Origin of the sequence: Pseudooceanicola sp. LIPI14-2-Ac024, from assembly GCF_042188925.1 — a bacterium.
Lineage (GTDB): Bacteria > Pseudomonadota > Alphaproteobacteria > Rhodobacterales > Rhodobacteraceae > Pseudooceanicola.
Map to the genome: position 1 here is coordinate 2,997,300 of NZ_CP170102.1, position 19,740 is coordinate 3,017,039.

At 68.7% G+C, this 19,740-nt stretch carries 17 protein-coding genes and 1 tRNA gene; 10 read left to right on the forward strand and 8 right to left on the reverse strand.

Annotated elements, in window-relative coordinates:
• Nucleotides 1-8 precede the first annotated feature (8 nt).
• Together ACE2AC_RS14740 and ACE2AC_RS14745 are read right to left on the reverse strand one after the other, a co-directional pair.
• Nucleotides 9-1,352, reverse strand: a complete 1,344-nt coding sequence (locus ACE2AC_RS14740; protein ID WP_375688193.1) for a methyl-accepting chemotaxis protein — start codon at nucleotides 1,350-1,352, stop codon at nucleotides 9-11.
• 96 nt (nucleotides 1,353-1,448) lie between these two features.
• On the reverse strand, nucleotides 1,449-2,363 hold the full coding sequence (locus tag ACE2AC_RS14745; RefSeq protein WP_375688194.1) for an epimerase: 915 nt from the start codon (nucleotides 2,361-2,363) through the stop codon (nucleotides 1,449-1,451).
• Between the two features lie 102 nt (nucleotides 2,364-2,465).
• Here ACE2AC_RS14745 and ACE2AC_RS14750 point away from each other — a divergent pair, with 102 nt between their 5' ends.
• The 5 genes from ACE2AC_RS14750 to prfB all read left to right on the forward strand — a co-directional run bounded on the left by ACE2AC_RS14750 (nucleotide 2,466) and on the right by prfB (nucleotide 9,449).
• On the forward strand, nucleotides 2,466-3,368 hold the full coding sequence (locus tag ACE2AC_RS14750) for a LysR family transcriptional regulator (RefSeq protein WP_375688195.1): 903 nt from the start codon (nucleotides 2,466-2,468) through the stop codon (nucleotides 3,366-3,368).
• A 73-nt stretch (nucleotides 3,369-3,441) separates the two neighbouring features.
• A complete protein-coding gene (leuB, locus tag ACE2AC_RS14755; protein WP_375688196.1) occupies nucleotides 3,442-4,548 on the forward strand; it encodes a 3-isopropylmalate dehydrogenase in 1,107 nt (368 codons plus the stop codon).
• Nucleotides 4,549-4,598: 50 nt separating this feature from the next.
• On the forward strand, nucleotides 4,599-5,582 hold the full coding sequence (locus tag ACE2AC_RS14760; RefSeq protein ID WP_375688197.1) for a DMT family transporter: 984 nt from the start codon (nucleotides 4,599-4,601) through the stop codon (nucleotides 5,580-5,582).
• Nucleotides 5,583-5,687: 105 nt separating this feature from the next.
• Complete coding sequence (locus ACE2AC_RS14765; RefSeq protein ID WP_375688198.1) at nucleotides 5,688-8,210, forward strand: penicillin-binding protein 1A; 2,523 nt, start codon at nucleotides 5,688-5,690, stop codon at nucleotides 8,208-8,210.
• A 114-nt stretch (nucleotides 8,211-8,324) separates the two neighbouring features.
• Nucleotides 8,325-9,449 (forward strand): peptide chain release factor 2, encoded by a 1,125-nt coding sequence (prfB, locus tag ACE2AC_RS14770; RefSeq protein WP_375688199.1) that lies wholly within the window; start codon nucleotides 8,325-8,327, stop codon nucleotides 9,447-9,449.
• On the opposite strand, the gene ACE2AC_RS14775 is transcribed toward prfB, so the two are convergent.
• From ACE2AC_RS14775 to ACE2AC_RS14785, 3 genes are all read right to left on the reverse strand, one after another.
• The gene (locus ACE2AC_RS14775) at nucleotides 9,450-9,896 is read right to left on the reverse strand and encodes a GNAT family N-acetyltransferase (protein ID WP_375688200.1); all 447 of its coding nucleotides are present in this window, start codon (nucleotides 9,894-9,896) and stop codon (nucleotides 9,450-9,452) included. It abuts the gene before it with no gap.
• Nucleotides 9,897-9,898: 2 nt separating this feature from the next.
• The gene (locus ACE2AC_RS14780) at nucleotides 9,899-11,050 is read right to left on the reverse strand and encodes a nitrate/nitrite transporter (RefSeq protein WP_375688201.1); all 1,152 of its coding nucleotides are present in this window, start codon (nucleotides 11,048-11,050) and stop codon (nucleotides 9,899-9,901) included.
• A 62-nt stretch (nucleotides 11,051-11,112) separates the two neighbouring features.
• The gene (locus tag ACE2AC_RS14785) at nucleotides 11,113-11,907 is read right to left on the reverse strand and encodes a lytic transglycosylase domain-containing protein (RefSeq protein ID WP_375692117.1); all 795 of its coding nucleotides are present in this window, start codon (nucleotides 11,905-11,907) and stop codon (nucleotides 11,113-11,115) included.
• A 182-nt stretch (nucleotides 11,908-12,089) separates the two neighbouring features.
• On the opposite strand from ACE2AC_RS14785, the gene ACE2AC_RS14790 reads away from it, so the two are divergent.
• Both ACE2AC_RS14790 and ACE2AC_RS14795 read left to right on the forward strand, forming a co-directional pair.
• Nucleotides 12,090-13,511, forward strand: coding sequence for an amidase (locus ACE2AC_RS14790; RefSeq protein WP_375688202.1), 1,422 nt, complete (start codon nucleotides 12,090-12,092; stop codon nucleotides 13,509-13,511).
• A gap of 74 nt (nucleotides 13,512-13,585) precedes the next feature.
• Nucleotides 13,586-13,662: transfer RNA gene (locus tag ACE2AC_RS14795), tRNA-Pro, on the forward strand.
• A 50-nt stretch (nucleotides 13,663-13,712) separates the two neighbouring features.
• On the opposite strand, the gene ACE2AC_RS14800 is transcribed toward ACE2AC_RS14795, so the two are convergent.
• Entirely contained in the window at nucleotides 13,713-15,140 is a 1,428-nt protein-coding gene (locus ACE2AC_RS14800) for a GntP family permease (RefSeq protein WP_375688203.1), read from the reverse strand.
• 213 nt (nucleotides 15,141-15,353) lie between these two features.
• Between ACE2AC_RS14800 and ACE2AC_RS14805 the strand changes: the two genes are divergently transcribed.
• A complete protein-coding gene (locus ACE2AC_RS14805) occupies nucleotides 15,354-15,740 on the forward strand; it encodes a DUF302 domain-containing protein (protein WP_375688204.1) in 387 nt (128 codons plus the stop codon).
• Nucleotides 15,741-15,743: 3 nt separating this feature from the next.
• Here ACE2AC_RS14805 and ACE2AC_RS14810 read toward each other — a convergent pair whose 3' ends face one another.
• Nucleotides 15,744-17,024 carry a flavin-dependent oxidoreductase gene (locus ACE2AC_RS14810; protein WP_375688205.1) on the reverse strand — a complete coding sequence of 427 codons (1,281 nt, stop codon included), beginning with the start codon at nucleotides 17,022-17,024 and terminating at the stop codon, nucleotides 15,744-15,746.
• Between the two features lie 255 nt (nucleotides 17,025-17,279).
• A complete protein-coding gene (locus ACE2AC_RS14815; protein WP_375688206.1) occupies nucleotides 17,280-17,966 on the reverse strand; it encodes a response regulator transcription factor in 687 nt (228 codons plus the stop codon).
• 163 nt (nucleotides 17,967-18,129) lie between these two features.
• Here ACE2AC_RS14815 and ribA point away from each other — a divergent pair, with 163 nt between their 5' ends.
• Together ribA and ACE2AC_RS14825 are read left to right on the forward strand one after the other, a co-directional pair.
• Entirely contained in the window at nucleotides 18,130-19,221 is a 1,092-nt protein-coding gene (ribA, locus tag ACE2AC_RS14820) for a GTP cyclohydrolase II (RefSeq protein WP_375688207.1), read from the forward strand.
• A complete protein-coding gene (locus tag ACE2AC_RS14825; protein WP_375688209.1) occupies nucleotides 19,218-19,715 on the forward strand; it encodes a L,D-transpeptidase in 498 nt (165 codons plus the stop codon). Before ribA ends, ACE2AC_RS14825 begins: the two co-directional genes overlap by 4 nt.
• The last annotated feature ends 25 nt before the right edge of the window (nucleotides 19,716-19,740 follow it).

The following is a 19,740-nucleotide window of genomic DNA, read 5'->3' on the forward strand; positions in this document are numbered from 1 at the left end:
CCCGCCGGTCAGGCCACGCGCAGCCCGGCGAGGAACCGGCCGACCTGCGACGACAGCGCGTCGCTCTGCGTGGACAGCGCCCGCGCGGCCCCCAGCACCTCGCCCGCCGTCGTGCCGGTGTCGCGGATCGTGCCGCCGACGGATTCGATGCTGTGCGTCATCCGGTCGGTGATCGTGGCGGTCGCCTCGGCGTTGGTGGCGATCTCGTCGGTGGCGTGGCGCTGTTCCTCGACCGAGGTGGCGATCGCGGTCGAGATGGTGGCCATCTGGCGGATCGTTTCGCCGATCTCGTGCAGGCTGCTGACCGCGTCGGCGGTGTCCTTCTGCATCTGGTGGATCTTGGCGCTGATGTCGTTGGTCGCGTCCGAGATGCGCATCGACAAATGCTTCACCTCACTTGCCACCACGGCGAATCCCTTGCCCGCCTCACCGGCGCGCGCGGCCTCGACCGAGGCGTTGAGGGCCAGCAGGTTTGTCTGCGACGCGATGTCCGAGATCAGGTCGACCACGCCGCCGATCTCGTCCCCCGAGGCGCGCAGCGCCTGGACCAGGTCGTCGGTCCGCTGCGCCTTTTCGGCGGCCCTGGCGGAAATGCGCGAGGCATCGGTGACCTGCCCGGTGATGGCGTGGATCGAGGCCGACAGCTCTTCGGCGGCGGAAGAGACCGACAGCACCTTGGCCGCCGCGTCGGCCGCCACCTGGATCGTGCGCGTCGCCTCGCCGGTCGCGGTTTCCGTCCGGGCCGACATGCCCTGCGCGGCGGCGCTCAGCTGGGTCGCGGCGCTGGCGACGGTTTCGGTGATCTTGCCGACCTGGGCCTCGAACTCGGTCCCCAGCCGGTGCAGGCGGTCGGTGAAATCCTCCTGCTGGGCGGCGTGGAACGCGTCGACCGCCATCCCGAGGTCGAGGAACAGCGTGCGCGTCAAGGCCGAGAGGAGGGGGGTGAGGCGGCTGATCCGCGCCCGTCCAAGCCGGTTCGCCACGGCCTCGGCCAGGATCGCCTGCAGTTGCGATGCGAAACGCGCGTAGTTTCCGGCGTACCAGTTCATGTCCAGCCCGATGCGGAAGTGGACGCGCCCGATCCGCTGCACCGAGGCGCGGTAATCGTCGCCGAACGTGCCCTTGAGCATCAGGGTCCAGTGCGCCTTCTGCGCGGCGCGGGCGTGGGCCATCATCTCGGGGTCGCGGAACATCGCCGCCATGGCGGGCACGCTGCCGACATAGGCGTAGAACTGGTCCAGGATCCGGTCGAGATGCGGAAGCAGGAGCGCGCCGGCCTCAGCGACATGTTCGCGCGCCTCGGCGTCGAGCCCGTAGATGCTGAGCGTGTCCGGCGTGTCGTGTCTGTCCATCGGCAGGTCCGTCGTTGTCTGGCCCCCGAGCGGGCGCACGGGGGCCAGTTATACCTGCAACCCTTTACGGCGGGTGAAACCGGTCCGGGCACGGGATCAGGCGGCCGCGAAATCCCGGCGCGACGCGCTGCTCCGGGCCTTCGGCAGGGCCGCCGCGGCCTTGGCCATCGCCTGGTCCAGCGGGGTCGGCACGAAATCCGGCAGCAGCCGGTCCAGCGGCGCGGGGTCGAGCCGGTGCGGCAGCGACCAGAGATAGCGCATCTCGAACACGCCCCTGAGGACGGGCAGGAACGGCCGGGCGAGCTGCAGCTGCCACCACGGGAATTGCCCCGCCCGGACCGGCGCACCGGTCACCCGCGCCAGCGCCTCGGCCATCTGGCGACCGCTCAGCGTGTAGCCCGGCACCGGCACCTGTTCGAACCGGGCGAGGCTGTCGCGCCGGTCGGCCAGCGCCACCGCGATCCGCCCGGCGTCCGGCAGCCAGCACCAGGCATGCGGCGTATCGAGGTCGCCGGGATAGGCGATCCGGCCCTTCCAGGCATCCTTGGCGATGAACCGGTCGAACCAGTTGCCAGACGCCCGATCATCCAGGAAATCGCCGCAATAGAGCATGATCGTGCGCGCCCCACTGTCGCGGTAGAGCGCCTCCATCCGGCGGCGGAGGTGGCCGAGCGGGTTGGTCGCCGTCTGCGGCGCGTCGGGGCCGAACATCGCGCCCGCCCCGGGGCCGAAGCCGTAGAGGTTACCGGGCACGATCACCGGGATGTCGTGGGCGCGGGCCGCGTCGACGGCCGTCTGGTGCAGGGGCAGCAGCTGGTCGGCCCAGAGGTCGTAGGTCGGCGGGTGCATCCCCATGACGATCGCGTCGGCGCCCGTGGCGGCCTCGGTGAGGTCCTGGGTCTTGCGGTCGAAACGGCGGACGCTCCAGCCTGCGGCGGCGAAGGCCTGGGCGGCGTGGCGCCCGAACTTGCCGTTGGCGCCGGTGACGAGGACGGTTTGCTGGCGGGTCATGTCAGGTCTCCTTTCGGGATATGTGAACTTTCCCCGCCAAGATGTGGCATTCACTGGCATATCGGAATTGCGAGAATCCGGTGGACATGTATTCATTCATGAATGGATCATGCCTTTGAAACCCTCGACTGGTCGCTGGTGCAGGCCTTCCTCGCCGTGGCCGAAACCGGGTCGCTGTCGGGCGGCGCACGGGTGCTAGGGATCAGTCAGCCCACGCTCGGCCGCCACATCGCCCGGATCGAGGCCGAGACGGGCCTCACCCTCTTTGCCCGCCAGCCGCGCGGGCTGGACCTGACCGAGACGGGCCATGCCCTTCTGCCCGCCGCGCGCAGGATGGCGCAGGCGATGGCCGAGATGGCGCTGGCGGCGGCGGGCCGGGACGAGGCGCTGACCGGCACCGTCCGGATCACCGCGAGCGAGGTGGTCGCCCACCATGTCCTGCCGCGGATCGTCGCCGGCATCCTGCGCGAGGCGCCCGGCATCGCGATCGAGATCGACGCCAACGACGCCACCGGCAACCTGATGTTCCGCGAGGCCGACATCGCGATCAGGATGTTCCGGCCCGAACAGCTCGACATCGTGACCCGGCACCTTGGCGAGATCGAGGTCGGCTGTTTCGCCGCGACCAGCTACCTCGACCGTGCCGGACGGCCCGCCGGACCGGACGACCTGCCAAGCCACGCCCTGATCGGCTTTGACCGGTCCGAGATCATGCTGCGCGCCATGCGCGGGGTCGGCTGGGATGTCGCGCGCGAGGATTTCACCCTGCGCACCGACAACCAGGTGGCCTACTGGGAATATGTCCGTGCGGGCTGCGGCATCGGGTTCTTCCAGGCCCATGTCGGCCGCGCGACGCCGGGCGTCGAAGAGGTGCTGCCCGGCCTGCCGGTGCCGGGCCTGCCGGTCTGGATCGCGGCGCATGAAAAGGTCCGCCGCATCCCCCGCGTGGCCCTTGTGTGGCGGCTCCTGGAGGCGGGGCTGGCGCCCTATTTGCAGCGCGGCTGACGCGGGGTTTCTTGACCGTCCCCGGGCAAACGGATACCCGACATGCGACCAGGGAAAAGGAAGGACCAGTCCAATGAGCAACCCCTCGCTTCTCATCCTCGCCGGTGACGGGATCGGCCCCGAGGTGATGACCGAAGTGCGCAAGATCATCGACTGGTTCGGCGCCAAGCGCGGCGTGGCCTTCGACGTCAGCGAGGACCTCGTCGGCGGCTGCGCCTACGACAAGCACGGCACGCCCCTGCACGACGACACGATGGCCAAGGCGCAGGAGGTCGACGCCGTCCTGCTGGGTGCCGTCGGCGGCCCGAAATACGACAGCCTCGACTTCAGCGTGAAGCCGGAGCGCGGCCTGCTGCGCCTGCGCAAGGAAATGGACCTCTACGCCAACCTGCGCCCGGCCCAGTGCTTTGACGCGCTGGCCGATTTCTCGTCCCTGAAAAAGGACGTGGTCGCGGGTCTCGACATCATGATCGTCCGTGAACTGACCTCGGGCGTCTACTTCGGCGAGCCGCGCGGCATCTTCGAGGAAGGCAACGAGCGTGTCGGCATCAATACGCAGCGCTACACCGAGGGCGAGATCGACCGCGTGGCGCGGTCGGCGTTCGAGCTGGCGATGAAACGCGGCAAGAAGCTCTGCTCGATGGAAAAGGCCAACGTCATGGAATCGGGCGTGCTCTGGCGCGAGGTCGTGACCGAGGTCGGCAAGGACTACCCCGAGGTCGAGCTGTCGCACATGTATGCCGACGCCGGTGCCATGCAGCTGACCCGCTGGCCCAAGCAGTTCGACGTGATCGTGACCGACAACCTCTTCGGCGACCTGCTGTCGGACCTCGCCGCGATGCTGACCGGCTCCCTCGGGATGCTGCCCTCTGCCTCGCTCGGTGCCCCGATGGCCAACGGCCGTCCCAAGGCACTTTACGAGCCGGTGCACGGCTCCGCCCCCGACATCGCGGGGCAGGGCAAGGCCAACCCGATCGCCTGCATCCTGTCGTTCGCCATGGCGCTGCGCTACTCGTTCGACATGGGCGACGAGGCGACGCGCGTCGAGAAAGCGGTCGAGAAGGTGCTGGCCGACGGTCTCAGGACTGCCGATCTTCTGGGCGAAGAGGGTGTTTCTCCGGTCAGCACGGCGGAAATGGGCGATGCAATCGTCGCAGCGCTCGATGCCTCCCTCGCCTGAGGGCGCGGCGGTCCTAGGCTGTTCCCGGGGAACACGACCGTAGGACCGCCATGACATCGAACGCGCGGGGCGCGCTGACCGCCCTCCTGGCCTTCGGGATCTTCGCCACCCATGACGTGGTGGTGAAGACCCTCGGCGCTCATTACAGCGCCTTCCAGATCGTCTTTTTCAGCGTGCTCTTTGGCTTTCCGATGGCGATGCTGATGCTGATCCGCGACGTGCAGCCGGGCACCCTGCGCCCGGTGCATCCGTGGTGGACGCTGGGCCGGACCGCCGCCGCCGTCACCACCGGCGTCTGCGCCTTCTACGCCTTCTCGGTCCTGCCGCTGGCGCAGACCTACGCGATCCTCTTCTCGGCACCTCTGCTTGTCACCGTCTTCTCGATCCCGATCCTCGGCGAAAAGGTCCGGTTGCGGCGCTGGACGGCCGTCATCATCGGCCTCTGCGGCGTGATGGTGGTGCTGCGGCCCGGCGAGGCCGAGCTGGGTCTCGGCCACCTTGCCGCGCTGCTGGCGGCGATCTCGTCCTCGCTCGCCTCGGTCATCGTGCGCAAGATCGGGCGCGAGGAGCGGAGCGTCGTCCTCCTGCTCTACCCGATGCTGGCGCAGTTCGTGGTGATGGGATCGGCGCTGCCTTTCGTCTACCAGCCGATGCCGCTGCCGCACCTCGGGCTGCAGGCGCTGATGGCGATCATGGCCTTTGCCGCCGCCGCCCTGATGATCGAGGCCTACCGCCACGGCGAGGCGGTGATCGTCGCGCCGATGCAGTACTCGCAGATCCTCTGGGCCACCTTCTACGGCGCCCTCTTCTTTGCCGAATTCCCCGACATGAACACCTTCGTCGGGGCGACCGTCGTGGTCGGCAGCGGGCTTTACATCGTGCTGCGCGAGGGTCGCGTGTCGGCCACTGCGCCGGTGCTGCACACCCGGTCGCGGTTCGAGACGGGCACTTTCCTGCGCGCGGGCGTCCTGTCGCGGCTCCGGCAGCGCCGCCGCAAGGGCGAGGCCAAGCGGGCGCCGATCACGCCGCGGTGACAATCGCGGCCGGAAACGGCAGCCCGCCGCCATTTCGAGCGCTTGTGTTTTGCACCGGAGCGTCGCTGGCCCTATATAGTGGGCTGCAGTTCCTAGGGGCCCGTTGTGATCCGATTCATTTTGTCCTTCTTCGGCGGCATCTTCACGATGCTGACCCTTGGTGTCGGCGTGGTGGCCCTGTCGATCGGCGCGATCTTCTGGGTCTACGGCCGCGACCTGCCCAGCCACGAGAGCCTGGCCCAGTACCAGCCCAAGACGATCAGCCGGATCTATTCCGGCGAGGGGCGGATCATCGACGAATTCGCGGTCGAACGCCGCCTCTACGCCCCGGCCGAGGAGATTCCCGACCTGGTGAAGGAGGCCTTCATCTCGGCCGAGGACAAGAACTTCTACCACCACGGCGGCTACGACACCCGCGGCATGGTCGCCGCGGCGGTTGATGCCGTGAAATCAAGGGGCAAGGACGTTCGCGGCGCCTCGACCATCACCCAACAGGTGATGAAGAACTTCCTGCTCGACGGCTCCCGCCGGGTCGAGCGGAAGGTGAAGGAGATCATCCTCGCCACCCGCCTGGAAGAAACGCTGTCGAAGGAAAAGATCCTCGAGCTGTACCTGAACGAGATCTTCCTGGGCCAGAACTCCTATGGCGTGGCCGCCGCCGCGCAGACCTACTTCAACAAAACCCTCGGCCAGCTTGACCCGAGCGAGGCCGCCTTCCTCGCCGCGCTGCCCAAGGCGCCGTCCGACTACCACCCGGTCCGCAACAAGGAGCGCGTGGTCGAACGGCGCAACTACGTCCTGCGCGAGATGCTGGACAACGGCTACATCACGCAGGCCGTCTACGAGGAAGAGGTCGTCAAGCCGCTCAGGACCGTCCAGAACGGCGATTTCGAGAGCTTCAAGTCGGCCCTGCCGCCGCGCGATTATTTCACCGATGAAATACGCCGGCAGCTGTCGCGCGACTTCGGCGAGGGCGAATTCCTGACCGGCGGTTTCGCCGTCCGCGCCACCATCGACCCCGAGATGCAGGTCGAGGCGGCCCATGCCCTGCGCACCCAGCTGGAACAGTACGACCGCAACCGGGGTGTCTGGCGCGGCACCGGCAAGACCATTCCCGAGGATCAGCTGGGCAGCGAAGACGCCTGGCGCGCCGCACTGGCCGCCACCGACGTCGCCCGCGACATCGACCAGGACGGCACCTGGCACCCGGCCGTGGTGCTCGAGGTCGGCGACCAGCAGATGCGCCTGGGGATCGAGGACGCCGCGTCCGAGGCCGAGCCGCCGGTCGTCCCGCGCGACGACATCGGCTGGATGAAGGGATCGTTCCGCGACAACTTCAAGCCCGGTGACGTGGTGCATGTCCGTCGGATGACCAAGGACGGATCGGGCGAATTCATCCGCTGGTCCCTGCGCCAGGTGCCCGAGGTCGAAGGCGGCTTCATGGCGATGGACGTGAACACCGGCCGGGTGATCGCGATGCAGGGCGGGTTCTCGTACCAGCATTCGGTGTTCAACCGCGCCACCCAGGCGCTGCGCCAGCCGGGGTCGAGCTTCAAGCCCTTCGTGTATGCCTCGGCGCTGGACAGCGGCTATACCCCCGCGACGATCATCATCGACGCCCCGATCGAGATCGACACCGGGTCGAGCATCTGGCGCCCGACCAACGCCAGCCACCAGTTCTATGGCCCGACGCCTCTGCGCACCGGGATCGAGAAGTCGCGGAACCTGATGACCGTTCGCCTCGCCCAGGAGGTCGGCATGGATGTCGTCGCCTCCTACGCGGAACGCTTCGGCGTCTACGACAGCATGGGGCCGTACCTCGCGAACGCGCTTGGCTCCGAGGAAACGACGCTCTACCGCATGGTCGCCGCCTACGCGATGTTCGCCAACGGCGGCGAGCGGGTGGAACCGACGCTGGTCGACCGGGTGCAGGACCGCAACGGCAAGACGATCTATCGCCACGACCAGCGCGACTGCGTCGACTGCGCCGACCCGAACCTGCCGCGCGACAACGCGCCCCGGATCGTGTCGAACCGCGAACGGGTGATGGACCCGGTCACCGCCTACCAGCTGACCTCGATGATGCAGGGCGTGGTGCAGCGCGGCACCGCCGCCGGGGCGGTGAACCTGGGCGTGCCGACGGCGGGCAAGACCGGCACCACCAACGATGCCAAGGACGTCTGGTTCATCGGTTTCACCTCGAACATCGTGGCGGGCTGCTACATCGGCTACGACGAACCGCGCCCGCTGGGCCGGGGCGCCTCGGGCGGCGGCTATTGCGGGCCGGTGTTCCAGCGCTTCATGGAAAAGGCCGTGACCAAGTACGGCGGCGGCAAGTTCCGCATCCCGCCGGGCGGCCATTTCATCAAGATCGACCGCTACACCGGCGCCCGCCTGCCCGACGAAGCACAGGGCGAGAACGTGGTGGCCGAGTACTTCCGCGATGGCCAGGAACCGCTCTTCGGCATCTCCTTCGACGGCGGTTTCGCAATGGGGCAGAACCTGCCGCTCTTCGACGAGGTCCAGCCGTCCGAAGAAGGCCGCGAGGTCACCACGTCGACTGGCCGCAAGGCGGTGGTGGGGCCCAAGGCCGATTTCGGCACGCTGAGTTCCGGCGGGCTCTACTGACCGCGGATCCGGGCGCCCGCGCCCGGCGCATCCCCCGGTGACCCGATCCGCACCCGGCTTGTCCGTCCCCGGGCTGTGCGGTATCAGGCAGGCCAGATCCAGAGGAAGACCCCCATGCGCGCGGAAGCCCAGAACATCGTTGCCGACATCGAGAAGAGCCTCGAACTGCTCGGCCAGCGGATGGACCTTGAGACCGCCCAGCACCGGCTGGAGGAATTCAACGCGCGTGTCGAGGACCCGAACCTCTGGGACGATCCGGCAAAGGCGCAGGCGCTGATGCGCGACCGCCAGACGCTGGTCGACAGCCTCGCCACCTACGACGGCATCCGGCAGGAGCTGGACGACAACGTCGAGCTGATCGAGATGGGCGAGGAAGAGGGCGACGACGACGTCGTGGCCGAGGCCGAAACCGCGCTCAAGGCGCTCCGCGCAAAGGCCGCCGAGAAGGAGCTCGAGGCGCTGCTGAACGGCGAGGCCGACAGCAACGACACCTTCCTCGAGATCAACGCCGGCGCCGGCGGCACCGAGGCCTGCGACTGGGCCAACATGTTGCAACGCATGTATGTCCGCTGGGCCGAGAAGCGCGGCTACAAGGTCGAGCTGCAGTCCGAGGAAGCGGGCGCCGAGGCGGGGATCAAGTCGATCGCCTACAAGATCTCGGGTCACAACGCCTATGGCTGGCTGAAATCCGAAAGCGGCGTGCATCGCCTTGTCCGGATCAGCCCCTTCGGCAAAGGCACGCGCGAGACGTCCTTTGCGAGCGTCTGGGTCTACCCGGTGGTCGACGACAACATCGAGATCGAGGTCAACCCCTCGGACATCCGGATCGACACCTACCGGTCGTCCGGCGCGGGCGGTCAGCACGTGAACACCACCGACTCCGCCGTGCGGATCACCCACCACCCGACCGGTATCGTCGTGACCTCGTCCGAGAAGTCGCAGCACCAGAACCGCGACATCGCCATGAAGGCCCTGAAATCGCGGCTCTACCAGCTCGAACTCGACAAGCGGAACGCCGCGATCAACGAGGCGCACGAGAACAAGGGATCCGCCGGCTGGGGCAACCAGATCCGGTCCTACGTGCTGCAGCCCTACCAGATGGTGAAGGACCTGCGCACCAACCACGAGACCTCCGACACCCAGGGCGTGCTCGACGGCGACCTCGACGATTTCATGGCCGCCACGCTGGCGATGGACCTCACCGGCAAGAGCCGCGCCGAGGCCAACGCCGAGCTCTGATCAGGCCCCGGACGGCTGCCATTCGTAAAAAATGTCGAACGCATCGCTGCCGGTCTCGATGAACCCGTGGCGCTTGTAGAAGTCGTTCGCGGGGCTGCCTTTCAGTGCCATCAGGCGCACCGGGATGTCCAGGGATCGCGCTTCGTCCATGATGCTGGCGACCACGCTGCGGCCCAGCCCGGTGCCCTGCCGCGCCGGGTCGACATAGAGATGGTCGATATAGAGCTCGGTCTCGCGCCGCCGCAGCACGTAGAAACCGACAAGGTCGGCGTCGATCCGGATAACCGAGGTGTCGCCCGCCACAAATCCCGATAGAAACCGCGCCCGTGCCCTCTGCGGATCGAAGCGGCCGAGCGCCTCGAGGCTGGGACGCATTGCTATCACACGCAGTTCGGCCAGGGCGTCCGCCTCTTCGGGCCTTGCCGGTCTGATCGTGATCTCGGGCATCGCTACCGTCGCCCGCCCGCCATCCGCGCGGCCTCCGGCCGGGCGCGCAGGGCCAGCATCGCGGCGGTGCCGATGACCGGCCCGGGCACCAGCATCAGGAAGGCCCATTGCCAGCCGCCGATCCACGCGGCAAAGAGCGGCAGCGCCCAGATCGCCAGCACCGTCAGCGCGAACCCGATCCCCAGCTGAAGCGCCAGCGCCGTGCCGACGAAGCGCGGGTCGGCCAGTTCCGTCACCGCGGCCGAGAACTGCGCGCTGTCGCCGATCACCGTGATCCCCCAAACCAGCGCGATCAGGGCCAGCAGCCAGGCCGGCCCGTCGAAGGCAAAGCCGATCAGCAGCGCCGCGCAGCCCGAGCAGATCATCATCCCCGCCGTGGTCAGGCAGCGCCCGATCCGGTCCGACAGCACCCCGCCGAGGATGCACCCCGCCACGCCCGAGGCCACCACCACGAAGGTCATCATCGAGGCCGAGCCGAAGGGCACCGCGACGAGGTTGGCAGAGGCCGCCGTCGCGAAGGCGAGGAACCAGGCCCACATGGCGTAGAGCTCCCACATGTGTCCGAAGTAGCCGAGGTTGGCGAGCGCCACGGCAGGCTCCCGGATCACCCGCAGGCACTGGCGCGGGTCAAAGGTCGCCCGGCCGAAGGCATGCGGCCCCTCGCGCACCGTCAGCACGATCAGGAAGGCCCCCACCAGGCTGGCCAGCGACGACGCGATCACCACCGCCTGCCAGTCGATCCCGGCGGTCAGCGCACGGAAGAGGTGCGGCACCGAGGATCCCAGCGTCAGCGCCCCGATCAGGAAGCCGAGCGCCAGGCCGCGCCCCGCCACGAACCACGTCGCCATCAGCTTGAGCGCGGGCGGGTAGACCGCGGCCAGCGCCATGCCGGTCACGAGCCGCGCCGCGAGCGCCCCGCCAAAGCCGGGCCCGGTCAGCAGCCAGGCGTTGGCCAGCGCCGCGACCAGCGCCGCCACTGCCATCAGCCGGTGCATCCGCACGATGTCGGGCAGGTTGATCAGGCTCGACCCCACGGCGCCGATGACAAAGCCGATCTGGACGGCATTGGTCAGCCAGGCGGCCTCGAACGGGGTCAGCCCCCAGGCGCGGGTCAGTTCGGGCACCACGGCGGTGGCCGAGAACCAGGTCGTCATGACCCCGATCACGCCGATGCAGATCAGGGCGAGGACACGCCAGCGTCCGGCGGCCGCGGGCGTTACCGGTCGATCTGCGCCGCCGTCAGCGCGATGGCCTGCTGGTAGACTGTCGCCGCGTTCCACTCGTCTAGAACCCTGAAGTTGTGGCTGCCCTCCTGGTAGCTCTCGCCGGGCCGCCAGCCCTTCTGCCGCAGGAAGTTGGCCGTCGATGCCATGGCGTCGGTCAGGTTGTAAAGGTCCACGCGCCCGTCGCCGTTGCCGTCCTGGCCATAGCGCACCGCGTTGGCGGGCAGGAACTGGGTGTGCCCGATCTCGCCATGCGCCGCGCCGATGGCATTGGCGGCCAGCCAGCCCCGGTCCACCATCTGCAGCGCCGCCAGCAGGTGTTCGGTGAAGAACGCCGACCGGCGGCAATCGTAGGCCACCGTCGCGATGGACGAGATGACGGGGTACTTGCCGAAAGTGTTGCCAAAGCCCGATTCCATCCCGTGGATCGCCAGCAGGATGCCCGAGGGCACGCCGTAGATCCGTTCGAGCGCGGCGTAAAACTCGGGGTTGGCGCGTTTCTTCTGCCGGCCGATGCTGGCGATCGCGTCGGTGCCCCGTATCCGCATGAAATCCTGCAGGGAATAGCGCACGCCGGTCTGTTTCCGGTCGGCCCCGATGGTGCCGTGCGAATATTGCGCCGCCGCCAGCGCCTGCTGTCCGCGCGCGCCGATCCCGGCCGCGGCGGCCTCTTGCGCGATGGCGGATTTCCATGCCTCGAACCCGGCCGAGGTGTTGCCGCAGGGCGCGGCCATGGCGGCGGTCGAGGTGAGGGCGAGGGCGGCGAGGGTGTTGAGAACGCGGGAAATCACGAAGGGCCTCCGGGGGGCGGACTGACTGCCGGGATCCTAGGACAGGGCGACCCGCCACGCCAGAGAAAGGGCGCGGCGGCTGCCCGGGATGCACGGTCCTGCAGCGATGCGTTCCGGGGCTGACGGCCCCAGGAAAGCGTGAAACAGTGCGCCGCACACCACCGAGGAAGGAACGCCCCATGACCCTGATCGAGTTCTCCGGACGCGAGGTCGTCCGCCGCATCCAGGCGCGCGAGGTCACCTGCGCAGAGGTCATGGCCACCGTGCTGGACCGGATCGGGGCGGTGAACGACCGGGTGAATGCGCTGGTCAGCCTGCGGGACCGCGATGCCCTGATGGCCGAGGCGGCGGCGGCCGATGCGGCGCTGGCCGCGGGCGGGCCGACGGGCCCGCTCTTCGGCCTGCCGATCGCGGTCAAGGACCTCGCCAATGTCGCGGGGATGCGCACCTCGATGGGCTCTCCGATCACCGAGGGGACGACGGCCCCGGCAGACGATCTCTTTGTAGAACGGATGCGGGCGGCGGGCGCGATCTTCATCGGCAAGGCGAACAGCCCCGAGTTCGGCCTTGGCAGTCACACGATCAACCCCGTCTTCGGGCCGACCCTGAACCCCTATGCCCCGGACCGCTCGGCCGGCGGCTCCTCCGGCGGTTCCGGTGCTGCGCTCGCGATGCGGATGCAGTGGCTCTGCGACGGGTCGGACGCCATGGGCAGCCTGCGCAACCCCGCGGGCTGGAACAACGTCTACGGCTTCCGCCCCTCCTGGGGACGGATCCCGCCGGACCCGGGCGGCGACGTGGTGATGCACCCGCTCTCGACCATGGGCCCGATGGCCCGCGACGTCGAGGACCTGGCGCTGCTGCTCGACGTGATGGCGGGGCCCGACCCCCGCGCCCCCTTCGGCCCGGTGCCCGACAGCTTCGCCGGCCGCGTCGACACGGACGTGAAGGGGCGCCGCATCGCGTTCATGGGCGACTGGGGCGGGGCCTGGCCGACCGAGGAGGGCGTCCTGCCGCTCTGCGCCGCCGCCGCGCAGGTCTTTGCCGATCTCGGCTGCACGGTCGAAGAGGTGGCGTCGCCCTTCCCGGCTGCGGAGCTCTGGGACAGCTGGACCACCCTGCGCAGCTTCTCGGTGGTGGGGCGGCTCGGCCCGCTCTACGCCAATCCCCGCACCCGCACCCAGCTGCCGCCGCAGGCGATCTGGGAGGTCGAGCGCGGCCTGGCCCTTTCGTCGAACGACATCCTGCGGGCCAGCACCATCCGGTCGCGCTGGCACGCGGCGGCGGCGGACCTCTTTGCCGCCTACGATGCCTTCATCCTGCCGACCGCGCAGTGCTTCCCTTTCCCGGTGGGCGACCGGCACCCGACCCGAATCGGAGACACGAAGCTCGACACCTACCACCGCTGGATGGAATGCGTGATTCCCGCGAGCCTTGGCGGCTTTCCCGCCCTCGGCGCCCCCGCCGGGTTCAGTGCCGCGGGCCTGCCGATCGGCATCCAGATCGTCGGCCGCTACGGCGATGATCTGGGCGTTCTGCAGCTGGGGCAGGCCTATCACGCCGCCACCGGCTGGCCGCAGCGCCACCCTCCGGCGGCATGACGGAATATTCCCCCGCGTAGCGCCCGCGGCCCCTTGTCAAACCCCGGCGTTCGGGTTAATCCGCCCGCCACGGTCGGAGTGTAGCTCAGCCTGGTAGAGCACTGTCTTCGGGAGGCAGGGGCCGGAGGTTCGAATCCTCTCACTCCGACCAAGTACACAAGGCGCCTTCGGGCGCCTTTTGTTTTGGTCGGGATATCCCCCTCAGAAACTCGCGATCGCCACGATCGTCACCAGCGCCAGCAGGGGCCCGAGGAGCGCCACGACGAAGATGTCGAGGTAGGATTTCGCGTGCGTCATGTTGCAGATCGTCAGCAGCGTGACGACGGCCCCGTTGTGCGGCAGCGCGTCGAGGCCGCCGGTCGCCACGGTGGTGACCCGGTGCAGGACCGCGGGGTCGATCCCGGCGGCCAGTCCCATCTCGAGGTACTGTTGGCCAAGCGCGTCGAGCGCGATGCTCATCCCGCCCGAGGCCGAGCCGGTGATCCCGGCGAGGATGTTGACCGCGATGGAGAGCGAGATCAGCGGGTTGTTCGGCGCGATGCCGAGGACCGCGTCGCGCAGCAGCTCGAACGCGGGCAGGGCGGCGATGACCGCGCCGAAGCCCACGAGCGAGGCGGTATTGAAGATCGGCAGCACGGCGGCATTCGCGCCCTCGTTGGTCGCACCGGCCAGCGCGCGGGCCTGGCCGGGGTTCAGCAGCACCACCGACAGGCAGGCGCAGCAGAGCGACACGGCGATGGACCAGACGCCGATCACGTCGCCGGGCCCGACCTCGCCCCAGAGCGGTTCGGCGAGGTAGGAGAGGTCCGTCGCCGGCAGCACCAGCTTGGACATCACCAGGTTCAGCACCAGCACCAGGACGATGGGGGCGATGGCCTTGGCAAAGGGCATTTCCTGCGTGCTCGGCGCGTCGAGTTCGGCAAGATCGAAGCCCTCGCCCTGCGCCTCGTGCCGGACGGTGGCCAGGTCAGGCGCGCTGACCGGCACCTCGATGCCGTAACCTTCGCCCGCCGCCCGGGCGGTCGCCGCGCGCCATTGCAGCCAGGCGTAGCCGACCCCGAACATGACCATGGCCGCGATGATGCCGAGGACGGGTGCGGCAAAGGGCGTTGTGCCGAAATGCGGCATCGGGATCGCGTTCTGGATCGCGGGCGTGCCGGGCAGGGCGGTCATGGTGAAGGTGAAGGCGCCAAGCGCGATGGTCCCAGGGATCAGCCGAGCCGGGATGTCCGCCTGCCGAAAGATCGAGGCCGCCAGCGGATAGACCGCGAAGGCCACGACGAACAGGGACACGCCGCCATAGGTCAGCAGGGCGCAGGACAGCACGATGGCCAGGATCGCGCGGGAGGCACCGAAGGTGCGGATCGACCATTGCCCGATGGCATTGGCCGCCCCGCTGCTTTCCATCAGCTTGCCGAAGATCGCGCCCAGCAGGAACAGCGGGAAGTACGCGACGATGAAGTCCCCGGTGTTGACCATGAAGACCTGGGTGTAGCTGGCCAGCACCGGCAGGCCGGCGAGACCGGCGGCCAGCATCGCGAGCACCGGCGCGATCAGCAGGATTGACGCGCCGAGGTAGGCCAGCACCATCAGCAGGATCAGCGCGAGAACGATGGTCAGGATACCCACGGGCGGCCTCCGGATCGTGCGGGGGCGAGTCGCCCGGTTTTCTGCATTGCAGCGTAACGGCGCGCGGGGGACGGTCAATGCCGTAGCGGCATCGGCGCCTCGGGCGGGGTGCAGGGGCGGAGATCTTGAGCCATGTCAACGCGGGGACCGGCACATGGGATAAGGTGGTGCGTGACCGGCCGAAGCGGCCGGACGCCTCAGGAGGGCAGGATGATGAGCTACACCATCGACCGCGTGATCACCGGCGCGACGTTTGACGATGTCGAGGCGCGCACCCGCGCCGCGCTCGCCGACAAGGGCTTCGGCGTGCTGACGGAAATCGACGTGCAGGCCACGATGAAGAAGAAGATCGACAGGGACATGCCGCGCTACACCATCCTCGGCGCCTGCAATCCTGGCATGGCCTGGCAGGCGATCGGGATGGAGCCCAAGGTGGGCGCCATGCTGCCCTGCAACGTCATCCTGCGCGAAATCGACGGCGGGGTCGAGGTCAGCGCGGTCGACCCGGTCGCCTCGATGACCGGGATCGACAATGACGACCTGCACGGGGTCGCGGGCCAGGTCCGCGCCATGCTGGCTGAGGCGGTCTTCGCGATCTGACGCTCAGGCGGCGATCCGGCGGCCCGGCGCGATGGTGGCGGGGGCCCCGTTCAGCGCCTCGATGGCAAAGCCCGCGGCGGCCTTGTAACGGGCCATGAAGGCCTCGCGCTCGGCGGGCGGGATGACGGCGTCGATGTCGTCGAATTCACCGCCGCAGCGGTCGTCGACAAGGTTCAGCAGGCCGAAGGGCCCGGCGCCGCGGTTGCGCAGGATCAGCTCGGACACCGGGCCGCAATGCCGCGCGTCGAAGGCGGCCAGCGCCCCAGCGGTGACGCCGTGGTCGAGCAGGCCGGCCCCGAGCAGGCGGGCGTCCATGATCGCCTGGCTCGCCCCGTTCGATCCCGTGGGATACATCGCATGGGCCGCGTCGCCGACCAGCAGCACGCGGCCGTCGCACCACGTCGGGATCGGGTCGCGGTCGATCATCGGGTTCTCGTAGGCCACGTCGGCCCCCCGGATCAGCGCGGGCACGTCGAGCCAGTCATAGTTCCAGCCCTCGAAGTGGTGCACGAACTCCTCCACGCCGACCTCGCGGAACCAGCCGGTGCCCTGCCAGCCGGCGCTGGCGTCCACCGTGACCTCGGCGATCCAGTTGATGTCGGCCAGCCCGGTGTCGGGGTCGGGGTGCGAGATCGGGTAGATCACCATCCGGTGCTCATGCGTGCCCAGCCCGACGAACGAGGCGCCGGTGCGGATCGGCTTCGCCCGCGTCGTGCCGCGCCACATCAGCGCGCCGCCCCAGTTGATCGGCGGCTGGCCGGGGTGCATCTGGGCGCGGATGGCCGAATGGATGCCGTCGGCGCCGATCAGCAGGCTTCCGGTCACCTCGGCCGGGCCGTCGGGCGTGTCGAAGGTGACGGTCACACCGTCGCCATCCTGCCGGTAGCCCGTGGCCCGGTGGCCGAGGCGCAGCGCATCCGCGCCGGCCCGCGCGCGGAAGGTGTCGGCCAGCAGCATGTGCAGCCGGCCCCGGTGGACCGAGTACTGCGGCCAGTTGTACCCGGCCTCACGCCCGCGGGGTTCGGCATAGATGTCGTTGCCGTTCAGCCCGACCAGCGCCCATTCCCGGCAGGGCAGCCCGATTGCGTCCAGCGCCGCGCTGTCGAGCCCGAGGTCGATCAGTTCGCGCACCGCGTTCGGCTGCAGGTTGATCCCGACCCCCAGCGGCCGCAGCGTGCGGGCGGATTCGAACACCGTGCAGGGCACGCCGATCTGGTGCAGCGTCAGCGCGGTGGCCAGTCCGCCGATGCCGCCGCCGGCGATCAGCACATGGGGTTGGGTCATCGGCTTTCTCCGTCGTTTCCGGCGGTTCTAGCGAACCGGGCCGATGCCGCAAGGAAAAGGCGGGATCGGGTGCGGATGTGACGCTGTGGCCCCGCGGCGTTTCCGGCATCGCCGTGGCGGACAAAAAAGGCCCGGGCAAAGCCCGGGCCAGTCCAACAGGGAGGTATGCATGACATAACCCGGTCATGCGCGGGATCACCCGAGTCTGACCTTACGTTAACACCAAACGGTTGCGAAGGTCAGGTCCGGATTTCCTTACGCAACCAGACGATATCCGCCTGATTCGGTCACAAGAAGGCGGGCGTTGGACGGATCCGGCTCGATTTTCTGGCGCAAACGATAAATGTGAGTTTCCAGCGTGTGGGTCGTCACACCGGCGTTGTAGCCCCAGACTTCGTGAAGAAGGATATCACGCGGGACCACGCCCTCCGAGGCGCGATAGAGAAATTTCAGGATGTTGGTTTCTTTCTCCGTCAGCCTGATCTTCTTGTCGTCCTCGGTGATGAGCATCTTCATCGCCGGTTTGAAGGTGTACGGCCCAAGCTGGAAGATCGCGTCTTCGCTCTGCTCGTGCTGGCGCAGCTGTGCGCGGATGCGGGCCAGCAGGACCGGGAACTTGAACGGTTTCGACACGTAGTCGTTGGCGCCCGCATCGAGGCCCAGGATCGTGTCGGCGTCGCTGTCGTGGCCGGTCAGCATGATGATCGGCGCCTTGACGCCCTGCTTGCGCATCAGGCGGCAGAGCTCGCGCCCGTCTGTGTCGGGCAGGCCCACGTCGAGGATCAGCAGGTCGAAATGACCGTCCTTGACCCGGTGCATCGCCTCTGAGCCGTTGCCGGCCTCGAACACGTCGAAATCTTCGGTCATCACCAGCTGCTCGCTGAGTGCCTCGCGCAGGTCGTCCTCGTCGTCGACCAGCAGTATCTTTCTGAGCTGTCCCATTCAGGGGCCCTCCGTTTGTCTCGCGGTGGACATCGCCATCACTCACGGATCCGGCAAGGTTTGCTGCAAATCTCTCACGCGGTCGTGTCCGTCGCCCGTCGAATGTTTCAAATCCGAAACCCAATCGCTAGATACGGGGGGTATCCGCAGCCTGGAGCGGCCCATGAGTCTTGCCCCCGACCTGACCGAAATGCTCGCCCGCGCCCGCGCCGACCTGCGCATGGGGCTGGGCGTGGTGCTGGCCGATTCCGATCACGGTGTCCTTGTGCTGGCGGCCGAGACGCTGTCGCCCGCCCGCCTGACCGACGTGCTGGCGCTTGGCGGCGACCCTGTCCTGGCGATCACCGCGCGCCGGGCGGCCACGCTCAAGGCGCGGCCCTACGACGGTGACCTTGCGCGGATCCAGCTGCCGGCCGATGCGACCCTGCCCTGGGTCGTGGCCATCGCCGATCCCAAGGACGACCTGCGATCGCCGATGAAGGGCCCCCTGACCGCGGCGCGCGGCGGCCCGGCGCACCTGCACCGGCTGGGGCTGAAACTGGCCAAGAGCGCGCGCATCCTGCCCGCCGTGGTGGTCGCGGACCTCGTTGATCCCGCCGGGTTCGCCACGCGCGAGGGGCTGACCCTGATCGACGCCACCCGCGCCGCCGCCGTGATCGACGATGCCAGCCCCCTGCACCCGGTCGTGGCCGCGCGCGTGCCGCTCGAAGTGTCCGAGGCCGGGCGCGTGCATGTCTTCCGCCCCGAGGACGGCGGCGAGGAGCATTACGCCGTCGAGATCGGCCGCCCCCCGCGCGACAAGCCCGTGCTGGCGCGGCTGCATTCGGCCTGTTTCACCGGCGACCTGCTGGGATCGTTGAAATGCGACTGCGGCCCGCAGCTGCGCGGCGCCCTGGCACAGATGGGAGAGGAAGGCGCGGGCGTGCTGCTCTACCTCAACCAGGAAGGCCGCGGGATCGGGCTGGCCAACAAGATGCGGGCCTATTCGCTGCAGGACCAGGGCTTCGACACGGTCGAGGCGAACCACCGGCTGGGGTTCGAGGATGACGAACGGGATTTCCGTCTGGGATCGGATATCCTGAAACGGATGGGGTTCCAGTCCGTGCGGCTGCTGACCAACAACCCAGCCAAGATCGCGATGATGGAAAAGACCGGCGTCGCCGTGACCGAACGGGTGCCGCTGAAGGTGGGCGAGAACGCGCACAATCGGGCCTACCTCGCAACCAAGGCAAAGAAATCGGGGCACCTGCTGTGACGCCCGGCGATCTTGTCCTTACCCCCGGCGGCGTGCGCTTCATGGGCCGGCTCTTTCCCTGCACCGTGGGGCGCGGCGGCGTGGTGGCGGACAAGCGCGAAGGCGATGGTGGCACGCCCGTCGGCGTGCACGAGATCGTCGCCATGCTCTACCGCCCGGACCGGATCGCGCCGCCACAGCCCTGGGCGCGGCCGATCGGTCCGCTTGATGTCTGGTGCGACGTGGACGGGCACCCGGACTACAATCACCTGGTGCGCGGTCCGGTCGAGGGCACGGACGAGCGCCTGCGCCGCGCCGATCCGCTTTACGACATCATCCTGGCGACCGACTGGAACTGGCCCGAGGCGCAGGCCGGGCACGGGTCGGCGATCTTCCTGCACCAGTGGCGGCGGCCGGGGTTCCCGACGGCGGGCTGCATCGCGTTCCGCCGCGACCACCTGCGCTGGATCGCGGAACGGGTCGTACCCGGAACGCGCGTGGTGGTGCCGGGGTAGGCCGACACCACTTTCGGCGTGGACC